Annotated in this window: 10 protein-coding genes; 4 read left to right on the forward strand and 6 right to left on the reverse strand. The window is 68.2% G+C overall.

Translation table 11 applies throughout. The features are described from left to right. Positions 1–16 precede the first annotated feature (16 nt). Complete coding sequence (gene rarD / locus ACIGKL_RS12060) at positions 17–910, forward strand: EamA family transporter RarD (protein ID WP_397486880.1); 894 nt, start codon at positions 17–19, stop codon at positions 908–910. A gap of 288 nt (positions 911–1,198) precedes the next feature. On the opposite strand, the gene ACIGKL_RS12065 is transcribed toward rarD, so the two are convergent. Then, positions 1,199–1,717, reverse strand: a complete 519-nt coding sequence (locus ACIGKL_RS12065) for a glycine cleavage system protein R (RefSeq protein WP_397486881.1) — start codon at positions 1,715–1,717, stop codon at positions 1,199–1,201. Positions 1,718–1,751: 34 nt separating this feature from the next. Then, positions 1,752–2,201, reverse strand: a complete 450-nt coding sequence (locus tag ACIGKL_RS12070) for a GNAT family N-acetyltransferase (protein WP_397486882.1) — start codon at positions 2,199–2,201, stop codon at positions 1,752–1,754. Positions 2,202–2,647: 446 nt separating this feature from the next. Here ACIGKL_RS12070 and ACIGKL_RS12075 point away from each other — a divergent pair, with 446 nt between their 5' ends. Continuing rightward, positions 2,648–4,825: a malate synthase G gene (locus tag ACIGKL_RS12075; protein WP_397486883.1), complete on the forward strand. Its 2,178-nt coding sequence runs from the start codon at positions 2,648–2,650 to the stop codon at positions 4,823–4,825. Positions 4,826–4,927: 102 nt separating this feature from the next. Here the strand turns inward: ACIGKL_RS12075 and pgaD are convergent, their stop codons facing one another. Genes pgaD through pgaA form a run of 4 tightly spaced genes read right to left on the reverse strand, consistent with a single transcriptional unit; the run spans position 4,928 to position 11,265 of the window. After that, on the reverse strand, positions 4,928–5,443 hold the full coding sequence (gene pgaD, locus ACIGKL_RS12080; protein ID WP_397486884.1) for a poly-beta-1,6-N-acetyl-D-glucosamine biosynthesis protein PgaD: 516 nt from the start codon (positions 5,441–5,443) through the stop codon (positions 4,928–4,930). After that, a complete protein-coding gene (gene pgaC / locus ACIGKL_RS12085; RefSeq protein ID WP_397486885.1) occupies positions 5,440–6,792 on the reverse strand; it encodes a poly-beta-1,6-N-acetyl-D-glucosamine synthase in 1,353 nt (450 codons plus the stop codon). Before pgaC ends, pgaD begins: the two co-directional genes overlap by 4 nt. Beyond that, on the reverse strand, positions 6,789–8,792 hold the full coding sequence (gene pgaB, locus ACIGKL_RS12090; RefSeq protein WP_397486886.1) for a poly-beta-1,6-N-acetyl-D-glucosamine N-deacetylase PgaB: 2,004 nt from the start codon (positions 8,790–8,792) through the stop codon (positions 6,789–6,791). Before pgaB ends, pgaC begins: the two co-directional genes overlap by 4 nt. A 10-nt stretch (positions 8,793–8,802) precedes the next feature. Further along, a complete protein-coding gene (gene pgaA, locus ACIGKL_RS12095) occupies positions 8,803–11,265 on the reverse strand; it encodes a poly-beta-1,6 N-acetyl-D-glucosamine export porin PgaA (RefSeq protein WP_397486887.1) in 2,463 nt (820 codons plus the stop codon). Between the two features lie 234 nt (positions 11,266–11,499). Here pgaA and ACIGKL_RS12100 point away from each other — a divergent pair, with 234 nt between their 5' ends. Both ACIGKL_RS12100 and ACIGKL_RS12105 read left to right on the forward strand, forming a co-directional pair. Continuing rightward, the gene (locus tag ACIGKL_RS12100; protein WP_397486888.1) at positions 11,500–13,431 is read left to right on the forward strand and encodes a putative nucleotidyltransferase substrate binding domain-containing protein; all 1,932 of its coding nucleotides are present in this window, start codon (positions 11,500–11,502) and stop codon (positions 13,429–13,431) included. Further along, a complete protein-coding gene (locus ACIGKL_RS12105) occupies positions 13,428–14,132 on the forward strand; it encodes a PolC-type DNA polymerase III (RefSeq protein ID WP_397486889.1) in 705 nt (234 codons plus the stop codon). The genes ACIGKL_RS12100 and ACIGKL_RS12105 overlap by 4 nt, the downstream gene beginning before the upstream one ends. Positions 14,133–14,279 lie beyond the last annotated feature (147 nt).

Raw genomic sequence — 14,279 nt, forward strand, 5'->3', positions numbered from 1 at the left:
TAAGCAAGGACTCCGCATGGCCACCGCCAACCCGCGACGCGGGTATCTCCTCGGCCTTACCGCCTACGTCATCTGGGGCCTGTTCCCGCTCTACTTCAAGGCCATCCAGAGCGTGCCGGCACTGGAAATCATCGTCCACCGGGTGCTCTGGTCGGCGCTGTTCGGCGGCCTGCTGCTGCTCGTCTGGAAACACCCCGGCTGGTGGCGCGAGCTGCGCGACCATCCCAAGCGCCTGGCGGTGCTGGCAGGCTGCGGCCTGCTGATCGCCACCAACTGGCTGGTCTACGTCTGGGCGGTGAACAACGAGCGGATGATCGAGGCCAGCCTGGGTTACTACATCAACCCGCTGATCAACGTGCTGCTCGGCCTGCTGATCCTCGGCGAGCGTCTGCGCCGCCTGCAGTGGCTGGCGGTCGGCCTGGCCGCCCTCGGCGTGCTGCAGCAGGTCTGGCAGCTGGGCAGCCTGCCCTGGGTGTCGCTGGTGCTGGCGCTGACCTTCGGCTTCTACGGGCTGATCCGCAAACAGGCGCCGGTCGCCGCCCTGCCCGGCCTGGTGGTGGAAACCTGGCTGCTGCTGCCGGTGGCGCTGGCCTGGCTGGCCCTGCACCCGGCGGCGGCGAGCAGCCAGGCGAGCTTCTGGAGCAGCAGCGAGGCGCTGTGGCTGGCGGCCGCCGGACCCATCACCCTGGTGCCGCTGGTGTGCTTCAACGCCGCGGCGCGCCACCTGCCCTACACCACCCTGGGCTTTCTCCAGTACATCGCGCCGACCCTGGTGCTGCTGCAGGCGATCCTGCTGTTCGACGAGCACTTCGCCCCCAGCACCCTGCTGGCCTTCGCCTGCATCTGGGCCGGGTTGGCGGTGTACAGCCTGGATATCTGGCTGAGCCTGCGCAAGCGTTCGAGCGCATGACGCGGCGGTGCGCACAGCGCACCCTACAGGGGAGCCGATCGCAGGGTGCGCCGTGCGCACCGGCGTCGAGAGGCACTGAGCAGAAAACGCTCAACCATCCCCGGGCTGCACCAGCCCTGACGTGGCACCTGCAGCCCCCGGCTTAGCCACAGAGCCATCCCCGGTATTTGTGCACAAGTCGTTGATCCTGCTGATTCTTTAGCCAGGCAAAGAAAAGCCCCGGGGCACTAGAGGGTGCGCCGGGGCTCCCCAGCTTATCCACAGGCTGATCCACGCCAGCGGTGGATATCAGTCTTCCTGACGCAGATTCAGCTCCACCATCAGGTCGTCGGCCAGGGTCTCCAGGCGCGCCTGCAACTGCTCCAGCGGCAGCGTCTCCGGCACCGCCAGCAGCGCCTCGGCGGTGAACAGCAACTCGCCGCTCATCGGCGCCGGTGCCACTTCGGTCAGCAGGCTTTCCAGGTTGACGCCCTGCTCGGCCAGCAAGCGGGTGATGTCGCGGACGATGCCGGGGCGGTCGTTGCCCACCAGTTCCAGGCGGATCGCGGTGAAGCGCCCCGCCGGCTCGCTGCCGCTGGCCGCCAGTTGCACACGAATGCCCTGCGCGCCGAGCGCGTCCAGCGCCTTGATCAGGCCGCCGTGCGCCTCACCCGGCACGTCCACCCGCACGATCCCGGCGAACTGCCCGGCCATGCGCGCCATGCGGCTTTCCAGCCAGTTGCCGCCGTGCTCGGCGACGCAGGCGGCGAGGCGCTCGACCAGCCCCGGTTGATCCTCGGCAATCACCGTCAGTACCAGATGATCCATGTACTACCTCACTCGTTCACAGGATTGGAAAGGCTCAGCCGCGCAGCGCCAGCCAGTAGGTGAGAAATTGCTCGTCGCGCACATAGCCCAGGCGCTCGTACAGGCGCTGCCCGGCCAGGTTGCTCTTCGCCGTTTCCAACTGCAGGCCGCAGGCGCCGCTGGCCTCGGCATGAGCACGGGCGGCGTTCATCAGCGCCGCGCCGACGCCGACGCGGCGCGCCGGCTCGTCGACATACAGATCGCTGAGCAGCCAGGCCGGTTCCAGCGCCAGGGACGAATGGAAGGGATAGAGCTGGACGAAGCCCTGGGCCGCGCCCCGCTCGTCGCGGGCGATCAGCAGCTGCGCGTCGCCGCGCTGCAGGCGCTCGCCGAGAAAGGCGGCGATCTCCGTCTCGGCCCGCGGCACCTGGTAGAAGGCCAGGTAGCCGGCGAACAGGCGGGTGAGGTCGACGAGGTCGGCGGCAACGGCGGCGGATACCGGCATGGCAGGCTCCAGAACGGGTCAGCGCAGTATAGGCGAAGGCGGCGTAGGCCATATTCGCCCCCTTGTCAGTAGCCCGCGCAATTAATCGTGTACGTTTTTACAAATTTTATGGAACAATAGCGCACTTTTTTGCACACACAGCGTATTCAACGTGACCGTACAGAGCCTTCCGGTCGCAGACTGACGCACACCCACTGCATTTCCCCGGAATCTTGATGTAGTATGCCGCGCCTCGGACTACAAGACGGTAGACCCGTCTCCGACGAGCCCCTCTAAAAACGTAGGCGAGGTAGCCAGCGCAAGGCAGAAGCAGGCGAAGAAGCGGAGTTTACTTGTTGTAAATGAGCATTCTGAGCCTGCGTCTAACGCAGCGATGGCAACGCAGGTAGTTTTTAGAGGTGCCCGAAGCGGCTATTGAGTAGAGCTCAGAGAGAGTGAGGCAAGTGATGACTGAACGCGTTCAAGTCGGTGGCCTGCAGGTCGCCAAAGTCCTGTACGACTTCGTGAACAACGAAGCCATCCCCGGTACCGGCATCGCTGCCGACCAGTTCTGGGCCGGTGCCGCCGCGGTCATCAAGGACCTGGCGCCGAAGAACCGTGCCCTGCTGGCCAAACGCGACGAACTGCAGGCGCAGATCGATGCCTGGCACCAGGCGCGCCAGGGTCAGGCCCATGACGCCGCTGCCTACAAGGCCTTCCTCCAGGAAATCGGCTACCTGCTGCCGGAGCCGCAAGACTTCCAGGCCAGCACCGCCAACGTCGACGAAGAGATCGCCCGCCTGGCCGGCCCGCAGCTGGTGGTGCCGGTGATGAACGCGCGCTTCGCCCTGAACGCCTCCAACGCCCGCTGGGGCTCGCTGTACGACGCGCTCTATGGCACCGACGTGATCAGCGAGGAAGGCGGCGCCGAGAAAGGCCGCGGCTACAACAAGGTGCGTGGCGACAAGGTCATCGCCTTCGCCCGCGCCTTCCTCGACGAGGCCGCGCCGCTGGCCGCCGGCTCGCATGTCGACTCCACCGGTTACCGCATCGAAGGCGGCAAGCTGGTGGTTTCGCTCAAGGGCGGCAGCAACAGCGGCCTGCGCGACGACGCCCAGCTGATCGGCTTCCAGGGCGAGGCCGGCGCGCCGGTCGCCGTGCTGCTCAAGCACAACGGCCTGCACTTCGAGATCCAGATCGACGCCTCCAGCCCCATCGGCAGCACCGACGCCGCTGGCGTGAAAGACGTGCTGATGGAAGCCGCGCTGACCACCATCATGGACTGCGAAGACTCCGTCGCGGCCGTCGATGCCGATGACAAGGTGGTGGTCTACAAGAACTGGTTGGGCCTGATGAAGGGCGACCTGGCCGAGGAAGTGTCCAAGGGCGGCAGCACCTTCACCCGCACCATGAACCCGGATCGCGTCTACACCCAGCCGGACGGTTCCGAACTGACCCTGCATGGCCGCTCGCTGCTGTTCGTGCGCAACGTCGGCCATCTGATGACCAACCCGGCCATCCTCGACGCCGAGGGCAACGAGATTCCGGAAGGCATCCAGGACGCGCTGTTCACCAGCCTGATCGCGGTGCACAACCTGATCGGCAACACCAGCCGCAAGAACACCCGCACCGGCAGCGTGTACATCGTCAAGCCGAAGATGCATGGCCCGGAAGAAGTCGCCTTCACCAGCGAAATCTTCGCCCGCGTCGAGGATGTGCTAGGCCTGGCCCGCAACACCCTGAAAGTCGGCATCATGGACGAAGAGCGTCGCACCACCGTCAACCTCAAGGCCTGTATCAAAGCGGCTTCGGAGCGCGTGGTGTTCATCAACACCGGCTTCCTCGACCGCACCGGTGACGAGATTCACACCTCCATGGAAGCCGGCGCCGTGGTGCGCAAGGCCGCCATGAAGAGCGAAGCCTGGATCGGTGCCTACGAGAACAACAACGTCGACGTCGGCCTGGCCACCGGCCTGCAAGGCCGCGCGCAGATAGGCAAGGGCATGTGGGCCATGCCGGACCTGATGGCGGCGATGGTCGAGCAAAAGATCGCTCACCCGCTGTCCGGCGCCAACACCGCCTGGGTTCCCTCGCCGACCGCCGCCACCCTGCACGCCCTGCACTACCACAAGGTCGACGTGTTCGCCCGTCAGGCCGAACTGGCCAAGCGCACCCCGGCTTCGGTGGACGACATCCTGACCATCCCGCTGGCCAAGGATACCAACTGGAGCCAGGAAGAGATCCGCAACGAGCTGGATAACAACGCGCAAGGCATCCTCGGCTACGTGGTGCGCTGGATCGACCAGGGCGTCGGCTGCTCCAAGGTGCCGGACATCAACGACGTCGGCCTGATGGAAGACCGCGCCACCCTGCGCATCTCCAGCCAGCTGCTGGCCAACTGGCTGCGCCACGGCATCGTCAGCGAAGCGCAGATCGTCGAGAGCCTCAAGCGCATGGCGCCGGTGGTCGACCGGCAGAACGCCAATGACCCGCTGTACCGCCCGCTGGCCCCGGACTTCGACAACAACATCGCCTTCCAGGCCGCGCTGGAGCTGGTGGTCGAAGGCAGCAAGCAGCCCAACGGCTACACCGAGCCGGTGCTGCACCGCCGCCGCCGCGAGTTCAAAGCCAAGAACGGCCTCTGATTCGCGCCCCGGGCTCGGCACAAAGAAATCCCTGCAGCGACTGCTCGCTGCGGGGATTTTTCTTTTTCCGTGGCGCCATACTCGTCGGCGCCTGGCACTCCCTCAGCCCTCCAGCGGCTCGGCGCTCAGCGCCTCTTCGCTGCGCAGCGACTCGAGCAGCTCATCGCTGGCCAGGGCCGGCAGGCGCAGCGCGGTACCAGGGAACTCGATGGCAGCCAGCGCACCGTCCTCGCGATTGTGCAGAATCAGCACCTGCTGACGTTGCAGGCAATCGAGGATCCCCAGGGAGACCTGGAAATTGGCCGCCAGAGTCTCCTCGGTGATGTCCGGCATGCGCGAACGGCGCTGGTACCAGCCGGCGCGGCGTTCGTTGTACTTGGCCCAGGCCAGCAGGATGGCGCCGAGCCCCAGTGCCACCAGCAGGTAGACCAGCAGGGTATCGAGCGTCGGCATGATTTCCACTACCAGGGCCGGCCGCGGCCCATGCCGGCCGCTGGCCAGCAGCGAGGCCACGCCCTGCACCAGCAAGTAGGCCATCGCCGCCCAGGCGGCCAGCGTCAATAGCACGTCGACGGCGCGCGCCAGGCGGCCCTGCTGGCTACGAACCAGCAGGCTCATGATGGCTTCCTTGCGTTGAGAGTATTGATCCCACGATCCGGGCTGACCCAGCGCGCCCGTTGCTGACGCCGCTTGAGCATGACCCTGGGGAAGCTGACCAGCGTGGTGAACAGGGTGACCATCCAGAACGCCAGCGGGTACCAGATGATCCAGAACAGCGAGCGGGCCAGCCCGCGCTCGTAGCGTCGCTCGATGAACAGGCTGAGGCTGAACTGCAGCAGGCATACGCAGGCCAGCACCAGGCCGGTAAAGGCCGGCGGCAGGATGCTGCTGACCTGCAACCCGGGCGGCAGCTCCACCAGTTGGCCGAGCAGCCATAGCAGGATCGACAGGGCGAAGGTGAAGGCCCAGATCGCCGACAGGGCGAACTCGATCAACAGCGGCCACATGTAGCGCAGGCGCCAGGCCCAGATGGTGCCGATGTTCTTCAGCAACACCTCGGCGCCGCCCTGTGCCCAGCGCAGGCGCTGCTTCCACAGACCACGCAGGGTTTCCGGCATAAGGATCCAGCACAGGGCGCGCGGCTCGTAGAAGATCGACCAGTGATCAAGCTGCAGCTTCCAGCTGACGTCGATGTCCTCGGTGATCATGTCCGCGCTCCAGTAGTCGATGCGGTTCAGTGCGCTGCGGCGGAACGCGGCTATCACCCCGGAAACAGTGAAGACCCGGCCATAGACCCGCTGGGTGCGCTTGATCAGACCGATGATGGAGGAGAACTCGCCGACCTGGATGCGTCCCACCAGCGTCGAGCGGGTACGAATGCGTGGGTTGCCGGTAACGGCGCCGACCCGCGGGTTATCGATCAGCGGCGCCACCAGGTAGGCCACGGCGTCCTGCTCAAGCAAGGCATCGCCATCGATGCACACCAGGTATTCGCTGCGCGCCGCCAGGGCGCCCATGCGCAGGGCCACGGCCTTGCCCTGGTTCTGCGCCAGGTGCAGCACGCGCAGGCGCGGCTCGTCGGCGGCCAGGCGATCGAGCACCGCGGCAGTGTCGTCGCGCGAGCCGTCGTTGATGGCGATCACCTCGATGGCCGGGTAACGCTGCGCCAGGGCCGCGCCTATGGTTTCCCGGGCGTGCTCGCCCTCGTTGAAGCAGGGCACCAGGATCGACACCAGCGGTTCGCCGACCAGCGGCGGCGGCAGCACCTCCCCGCTGTCGGACCAGGGCCAGTGGCGCTCCCAGTGCAGCCAGAAGTAGCTGCCGCCGGCCATCCACAGCGCCGACATGAACAGCGGGTAGAAGAAGACGAAGTCCAGCAGCACGTCCCCGGTCAGGGCCAGGGCCACCCCGACCGGGGCGCCGAGCACCAGCAGCAGGATCAGCAGGGCATAGATGCGGTCGATCATGGCAGGGGATACCAGGCATTGGAGAGCGCCGGCCGAACCGTCTGCAGACGCGGCTGGTCGCTATGAAAGTCGTCCGGGTAGTAGCCGAAGTGGCGCACGCCGTGCCATTGCAGGCGGCGCATCCACTGGGCCAACAGCTGCGAGTCGATCGGCCCCTGGCTGCCGCCACGCCAGTCGCGCGCCTGCAACTCGAACACCGTGCGCTGCAGCGCGCCCGGACGCCGGGCGATCTGCTGCACCAGCTGGTCCAGCCAGGCCTCGGCCTGCTGCGCCTCGACGCCCTCCATGAAGGGCATGGCCATGGGCGCGGTCCAGTCGTAGCTGGCGAGGAAATCGTCGAGGTTCTGCGCGAACCAGGTCTCGCTGTAGGGGTTGATGACCGGCTGCGCATAGAGGTTGCGCGCGGTCTTCACCTGCGGGCCACGGATGGCGCGAACCTTGGCCGTCAGCTCGGCGGTGAAGTCGATCAGGTAGCGGCTCTTGAAGCGCGTCCAGCGCTGCAGGCTGTCCTCGTCGGCGCGCAGCAGCGCGATATCGCCGGGCAGACCGGCGCCGCGATAGGCCGCCAGGGCCGCCGGGCCGGCGTCCTCGAAATCCGAGAGCAGGGCGTCGTCGTGATACAGCACGCCGGCGAAGCTGGCGTGACGCGCCAGGTCCTCGTAGATCTCGCCGATCTGCCGGCGCACCTCGGGGTCGAAGGGCGACAGCCGGCGGTACTGCACCTCGTCCACCACCGGCGCGGCATCGGCGGACCAGCGCTGCACCCGCGGCAGGGCGGGATCGAGGTCGAAGCTGAGCACCGGCATCCAGGCGTACACCTCGACCTTGGCGCGGGTACGCAGCTGCCAGGCGACGCGGTTGAACAAGTCGGCGCGCACCGGCAGGTGGCGGTTGGGGAAATACAGCGACCTGACCAGGCCGTCGCCCTCGGGGTCGGCGTAGGCCTGCAGGAACACCGTGCTGATACGCAGATCGGCGATGCGCTGCACCAGCTTGCCGAGGTTGGCGTCCATCTGCTGCGGGTCGGGGTCGTAGACGTAGTCCAGGTCGACATGGGCGACGCGCATCAGCTTCTGCTCCTCGACCCGGCTAACCGCCAGGGCCAGGTTGCTGGTATCCGGGTCGCCGCTGAGCAACATGCGCGGCCCCTGCTGCAGGCTGGCGAAATCACCCAGGCCGTTCTCCAGGGTCAGCGCCAGCTCGTAGCCGTTGTCGCCGACGATGCGCAGGGCGCTGCCGCTGGCCTCGCCGTAGGGCCAGACCCAGACACGCGGCGCACGGCCGCTGGCGGCCTGGATCTTGGCGCTGATGCGCTCGACATCGCGGGCGATGCGCGCGTCGTGCTCGGCATCGTTTTCGTAGCGGCGGCTTAGCGGGTCGTAGAGGCGCGTGGCCGCCGCCGGCTGCAGGTTGCCCTGCGGATTGGCCTGCGCTCCGTAGTGCAGGGCGTCGGTATGCGCGGCGATCTCCACCAGACCGCTGGCGGCGATCTCGCCGATCTGCTGCCAGCCCAGGAAGCGCTCGCGCGCCACCGGCTCGCCGCCGAAATCCACCGGCCGCTCTGCCGGCGTATCCAGCCAGACGCCCACCGGGGCCAGCACCGCCGGCCACCCATAGGCGCGGAGGATGGGCAGCACGCGCTCGTAGAAGCTAACGTAGCCGTCGTCGAAGCTGAGCAGCAGCGGCTTGTCCGGCAACGCCGGGCCACCCTGACGGGCAGCCAGCAGCTGATCCACCGACACGGCCTGGAAGCCGCTGGCCTTGAGCCAGGCCAGCTGCTCGATCAGGTTGGCGGTGCGTACCGACATGAAGCGCTGGTCGGCCTCGCCGTCCTCGACATCGTGATAGGCCAGCGCCAGGACACGCCCCTGCGGCCAGGGATTCTCCGCAGCGGCCAGCGGGCGCTGCTGCGGCGGTGTGAAGGGTGGCGCTTCGACGGCGCAGGCGGCGAGCAGCAGGGCGCTCAGCCCGAGCAGCAGCCAACGAGGAAAATAGGCCATGGGATGGTCCTTAGAAGCGGTAATTGAGATCGAGCAGCACGCTCACTTCGCGCTCGCGGTCGCCGTCGTACTCGCGGCTCAGGGCCGAGACGGCGATGCCGCCATCGAAACGGTCGTCCAGGCGCAGGCGCTGGCCGTAGCGGATCAGGCCGACCGCCGCGCTGCCGTAGTCGCGCTGGTGGTTGCTGCCGAGGCCCAGTTGCACCTGCTGGCTCCAGACGGTCTGGTAGCGCCGGTAGAGGCTGTGCGACAGGTTCAGGCTGGGCAGCACGCCGAACTCGGCCCTGGGATTGAAGTAGGGCACGTCGGCCGAGCCGCTGTTGTGGGCGCCGGAGAATTCCAGCCCCAGGTCGGCCTGCCAGGTCGGCGCGGTGTACAGGCGCTCGCTGCCGGCCAGCAGCAGGCCCAGGCGGTCGTTGCCGTCGCTGAAATGCGCGGCAGCGAAGGAGCCCCGCCATTCGCGCCGCTCGTCGGCACGCCAGCGCAGGAAGCCGCTCAGGCTGTCGGCGCTGATGTCGGCGTTCAGCGCCCGCAACGGCGTCTCGCTCGACAACGACTGCGCCGACCAGCCGTACTGCCAGTGGTCATCGATGTCGTGCCAGCCGTTCAGGCGCAGGCCCAGCTTGTCGCCGTGGTCGTAATCGTGGCGCGACACCTCGGCCTCCAGGCGGTGGTTGCGTACCCGCCACTCGAGTCCGCCGCGCTGCCAGCGATGATGGCCGCGCCCTTCCTCGAAGTCCGCGCTGGCATAGCCGGCGCCGCCGAACAGGCGCCAGTCGTCGTGCAGCGGCTCGCTGTAGAGGACGCTGTCGATGCCCAGGTCATGGCCGCCGGATACGCTGCTGCCCGAGCCCAGGCCGCGGTAGGCGGAAATCCGCAGCTCGGCCATGTGATGCACCCGGCGCAGCTTCTCCAGGCGCTGTGCCTGGAGGTTTTCCGGATAGCGGCGGATCACGTCGTCGGCGAGCAGATCGAGCTGGCGCCATTCCTGCAATTCCAGCGCCCCCAGGCCCTGCTGCACCTCCAGACCCAGATGCCGTGGTGCCGTGCTTTCCACCACCTTCAGCTCGTCCTCGGCACGCCGCGGCCAGCCGCGAGCCTGGTACAGGCTGGCCAGCGAGGTGCGCAACGAACTGTTGTTCGGCGCGTTCCCGGCCAACTGGGCGAATGCCTGCGTGGCGGCCGGAGTGTTGTTCAGGTACAGCTCGGCGTTGGCCTGCATGGCCTGCGCCTCCAGCCAGCGCGCATTGGGCTCGGCCTCGGGGTTGCCCAGCCGGTACAGCCGTGGCGGCTGCTGCGCCGCCAGCCGCGTGGCGAGCCCATGGGCCTCCTGCAGCTGCTCGCTTTCCACCAGCGCATAGAACAGCCCTTGATGGTCGGCCAGCCAGAGCGGGTGCTTGTCGTTCTCCCCGGCGATCACCTGGCGGTACAGCGCGGCCGCCTGCTCCGGCTCGCGCAGGTACAGCAGCGCGGAGGCGACCCAGCGCTGGGCATAGCCCGGCAGCTCGACGCCTTCGGCCTGCAACTGCCGGTAGTCCTCCAGCAGCTCGGCCATGCGCACCCGCGCATGCAGCGCGCCCAGCCGGTCGATACGCACCCGCAGGCCGTCGGCGCGCGCCTGCGGCACCTCGGCCCAGGCCTGGAGCAGGCGTTCGGCATCGGCCAGGGCCTGGTCGGCGAGGCGAAAGCGCTCGGCCTCGCTGCGCGTGGCCATGTCCGCCATGCGCACCAGGGCGGCCAGCGCGTCGGCCTGCAGCTGGCGCTGCCGAGCGGCGTCGAGCAGCCCGGGCTGAGCCCGGGCGAACGCCAGCGCCTGCTCGGCCAGGCCGGCGCGCTGCAAGGCGGTAAGGTACTCGCGAGCGACATCGCCGCGCTGCGGCGCCAGCTCGCGGGCACGGTCGATCTGAAACAGCGCCGCATAGGGCTGGCCATCGCGCAGATGGGCGTAGCCCAGCGCCAGGCGCCGCTCGGCGTCCTGCGGGGCCTGCTGCACCAGGCGCAGGCCGCGGCTCACCGCCTGCTGCGTCTGGCCGGCATCGGCCATCACCAGCACCTGCCCGAGCGCCAGCTGCGGATGGCCGGGGAAACGCGCCCGGCCCCGCTCGTAGACCGCCAGCGCCGACTGCCACTGGTGCAGATTGCGATAGGCCCGGGCCACACCGGTCAGCACATCGGCCGACAGGGCGGCCTGCGCAGCATGGCCCTCATAGAGCCTGACGACCTCGGCATCCTCGCCGGCCCAACCGGCGATCAGCAGGTGATCGGACAGATAGCGGGGCGAGGCCCAGGCCCCCTCCTGCCCGCGCAGATAGTTCAGCGCCGGCTGGTAGCGCCCGCTGCGGGCCTGCTCGAGCAAGGCATCGTAATGCGGTTGGGCCTGCAGGCAAGTACTCAGCAGCAGGGTGTTGACAAACAGCGCGGCGCGGCGCCTCCCACACGGCGCGACGCGCCCTCTTCTCTTGCTCAGGTTCACGAACTACATCCAGACCAGATATGTTCGGGCGGCCGCGGCAATGCGAAAAGGCGAGTCGGCCGGCGAAAGATGGCATTTTGACACACCTCTTCGATCTATCACATACCAGTATTTCATGCGCCATTTCTATGACAAAACAGAGAAGAGCGTGACCGCCCCCTACTTAGGTGCAATGGCCAGGGCGCGTGCGCGCGGCCACACTGGCAGCATCTCGAAACTGCGAGGCGCAAGCCCATGAGCAAGGCCGACGCCCTGGCCGATGCGGGCAAGACCGCGGTGCTGCAGAACATTCACGGCACCATGGAGTTCCTGCAGAAGTTTCCGCCCTTCAACCAGATGGACACCGCCCACCTGGCGTTTCTGGTCGAGCATTGCCAGCTGCGCTTCTACGGCGAGGGCGAGTCGATCATCAAGCCGAGCGACGGCCCGGTCGAGCACTTCTACATCGTCAAGCAGGGCCGGGTGCACGGCGAGCGCCCGCACAGCGCGCGGCGCGGCACCGAGACCACCTTCGAGATCGCCGCCGGCGAGTGCTTTCCGCTGGCCGCACTGATCGGCGAACGCGCCACCCGCACCGAACACCTGGCCGCCGAGGACAGCTTCTGTCTGCTGCTGGCCAAGCACGCCTTCGTCAAGCTGTTCGCCGTGTCCAACCCGCTGCGCGACTTCGCCCTGCGCGGGGTCAGCAGCCTGCTCGACCAGGTCAACCAGCAGGTGCAGCTGCGCGCGGTGGAGACCCTCGGCGCGCAGTACTCGCTGGATACCCGCCTGGGCGAACTGGCCATGCGCCAACCCATCGGCTGCGCCCCCGTCACGCCGCTGCGCGAGGCGGTGCGGCTGATGCACGAACAGCACGTCGGCAGCATCGTCATCGTCGACCCGAGCGAGCGGCCGCTGGGCATCTTCACCCTGCGCGACCTGCGCCGGGTGGTGGCCGACGGCGTCGACCTGGCCCAGCCGATCAGCAACCTGATGACGCCCAGGCCCTTCCACCTGGCGCCGGACGCCAGCGCCTTCGACGCCGCCATCGCCATGACCGAGCGGCATATCGCCCACGTCTGCCTGGTGGAACACGAGCGGCTGTGCGGGGTGATTTCCGAGCGCGACCTGTTCAGCCTGCAGCGCGTCGACCTGGTGCACCTGGCGCGCACCATCCGCCACGCCGGCAAGGTCGAGACCCTGGCCGGGCTGCGCAGCGACATCCGCCTGCTGGTCGACCGCATGCTGGCCCACGGCGCCAGCTCGACGCAGATCACCCATATCGTCACCCTGCTCAACGACCACACCGTGTGCCGGGTGATCGAGCTGACGATCGAGGAAATGGGCGACCCCGGCGTGCCCTTCACCTGGCTGTGCTTCGGCAGCGAAGGCCGCCGCGAGCAGACCCTGCACACCGACCAGGACAACGGCATCCTGTTCGAGGCGGCCGACGCCGCCGAGGCCGCCGCCATCCGCGGGCGCCTGCTGCCGCTGGCCGCCACCATCAACCAGCGCCTGGCGCAGTGCGGCTTCACCCTGTGCAAGGGCAATATCATGGCCAGCAACCCGGAGCTGTGCCTGTCGCGCCAGGAGTGGTCGCGGCGTTTCGCCCGTTTCGTCCTCGAAGCCACCCCGGAAAACCTGCTGAGCTCGACCATCTATTTCGACCTGCGCGCGATCTGGGGCCCGGACGAGGGCTGCGAGCAGCTGCGCGAGGAGCTGCTCGGGCGCATCGGCAACAACAGCCTGTTCCAGCAGATGCTGGCCGAGAACGCCCTGCGCCAGCGTCCGCCGGTGGGGCGTTTCCGCGATTTCGTGGTGGCCCGCTCCGGCGCCGACAAGGACACCCTGGACCTCAAGGTGCAGGGCCTGACCCCCTTCGTCGACGGCGCCCGCCTACTCGCCCTGGCCCATAACGTCGCCGCGGTCGGCACCCTCGAGCGCCTGCGCGCGCTGGTGGCCAAGGGCGTGATCGAGGCGCAGGACGGCGCCGCGTTCGAGGAGGCCTACCACTTCATCCAGCAGACCCGCATGCAGCAGCACCAGCTGCAGGCGCGCGACGAGCTGCCCTACTCCAACCGGGTCGACCCCGACCGCCTCAACCACCTGGACCGGCGCATCCTGCGCGAGTCCTTGCGCCAGGCGCAGCGGCTGCAGAGCAGCCTGGCCCTGAGGTATCAGCTATGAGCAAGTTCACCTGGTTCACCGGGCGCGGCCCGGCCCTGACCCAGCGCCAGCTGGAACGCCGCCGCGAGCTGGCGGCCTCGGCCGCGCTCGACGAGCGGCCGCTGCACGCGCAACGCTTGGTCGTCCTCGACCTGGAGACCAGCGGCCTGAATATGCGCCGCGACCAGGTGCTGTCGATTGGCGCGGTGGTGATCGAGCACGGCGCCATCGACCTCAGCCAGCAGTTCGAGTGCACCCTGCAGCGCGACGGCCACCAGGCCGGGGTCAGCACCCTGATCCACGGCATCGCCCCCAGCGAGATCGCCCGCGGCGAGGAGCCGGCCGAGGCCCTGCTGGCCTTTATGGAGTTCGTCGGCGACAGCCCGCTGCTGGCCTACCACGCCGAGTTCGACCAGCGCATGCTCGCCCGCGCGCTCAAGGAGAGCCTGGGCCAGCGCCTGCAGCACGCCTTCTTCGACGTCGCCGAACTGGCCCCGCTGCTGTGCCCCAAGGCCAAGCTGGCACACGCCGGGCTGGACGACTGGACCCGGCATTTCGGCCTGCAGGTGCAGCAGCGCCACCACGCCAGCGCCGACGCCCTGGTCACCGCCGAGCTGGCCCTGATCCTGCTGAGCAAGGCCCGCCAGCAGGGCCTCGACAGCCTGCCGGCGCTGCTCCAGGCGCTCAACAGCCGGCGCCGCCAGCGCGCCTATTCGCTGTAGCCGGCACCCTTGCCCCGGATTGCATCCGGGCTACAGCTGCCCCCCTGTAGGAGCCGGCTTGCCGGCGGTCCACGTAGGGTGGATAACGCTCTTTTTATCCACCACGGCGAAGCCGCAACGCCACCGGTGGATGGAGAAAGCGCCATC

Source organism: Pseudomonas sp. NPDC077186, assembly GCF_044543505.1.
Lineage (GTDB): Bacteria > Pseudomonadota > Gammaproteobacteria > Pseudomonadales > Pseudomonadaceae > Aquipseudomonas.

Bases quoted from the DNA above. Each gene is read 5' to 3' on its own strand.
- rarD (WP_397486880.1), top strand. From the start codon at position 17: ATGGCCACCGCCAACCCGCGACGCGGGTATCTCCTCGGCCTTACCGCC.
- ACIGKL_RS12065 (WP_397486881.1), bottom strand. From the start codon at position 1,717: ATGGATCATCTGGTACTGACGGTGATTGCCGAGGATCAACCGGGGCTG.
- ACIGKL_RS12070 (WP_397486882.1), bottom strand. From the start codon at position 2,201: ATGCCGGTATCCGCCGCCGTTGCCGCCGACCTCGTCGACCTCACCCGC.
- ACIGKL_RS12075 (WP_397486883.1), top strand. From the start codon at position 2,648: ATGACTGAACGCGTTCAAGTCGGTGGCCTGCAGGTCGCCAAAGTCCTG.
- pgaD (WP_397486884.1), bottom strand. From the start codon at position 5,443: ATGAGCCTGCTGGTTCGTAGCCAGCAGGGCCGCCTGGCGCGCGCCGTC.
- pgaC (WP_397486885.1), bottom strand. From the start codon at position 6,792: ATGATCGACCGCATCTATGCCCTGCTGATCCTGCTGCTGGTGCTCGGC.
- pgaB (WP_397486886.1), bottom strand. From the start codon at position 8,792: ATGGCCTATTTTCCTCGTTGGCTGCTGCTCGGGCTGAGCGCCCTGCTG.
- ACIGKL_RS12100 (WP_397486888.1), top strand. From the start codon at position 11,500: ATGAGCAAGGCCGACGCCCTGGCCGATGCGGGCAAGACCGCGGTGCTG.
- ACIGKL_RS12105 (WP_397486889.1), top strand. From the start codon at position 13,428: ATGAGCAAGTTCACCTGGTTCACCGGGCGCGGCCCGGCCCTGACCCAG.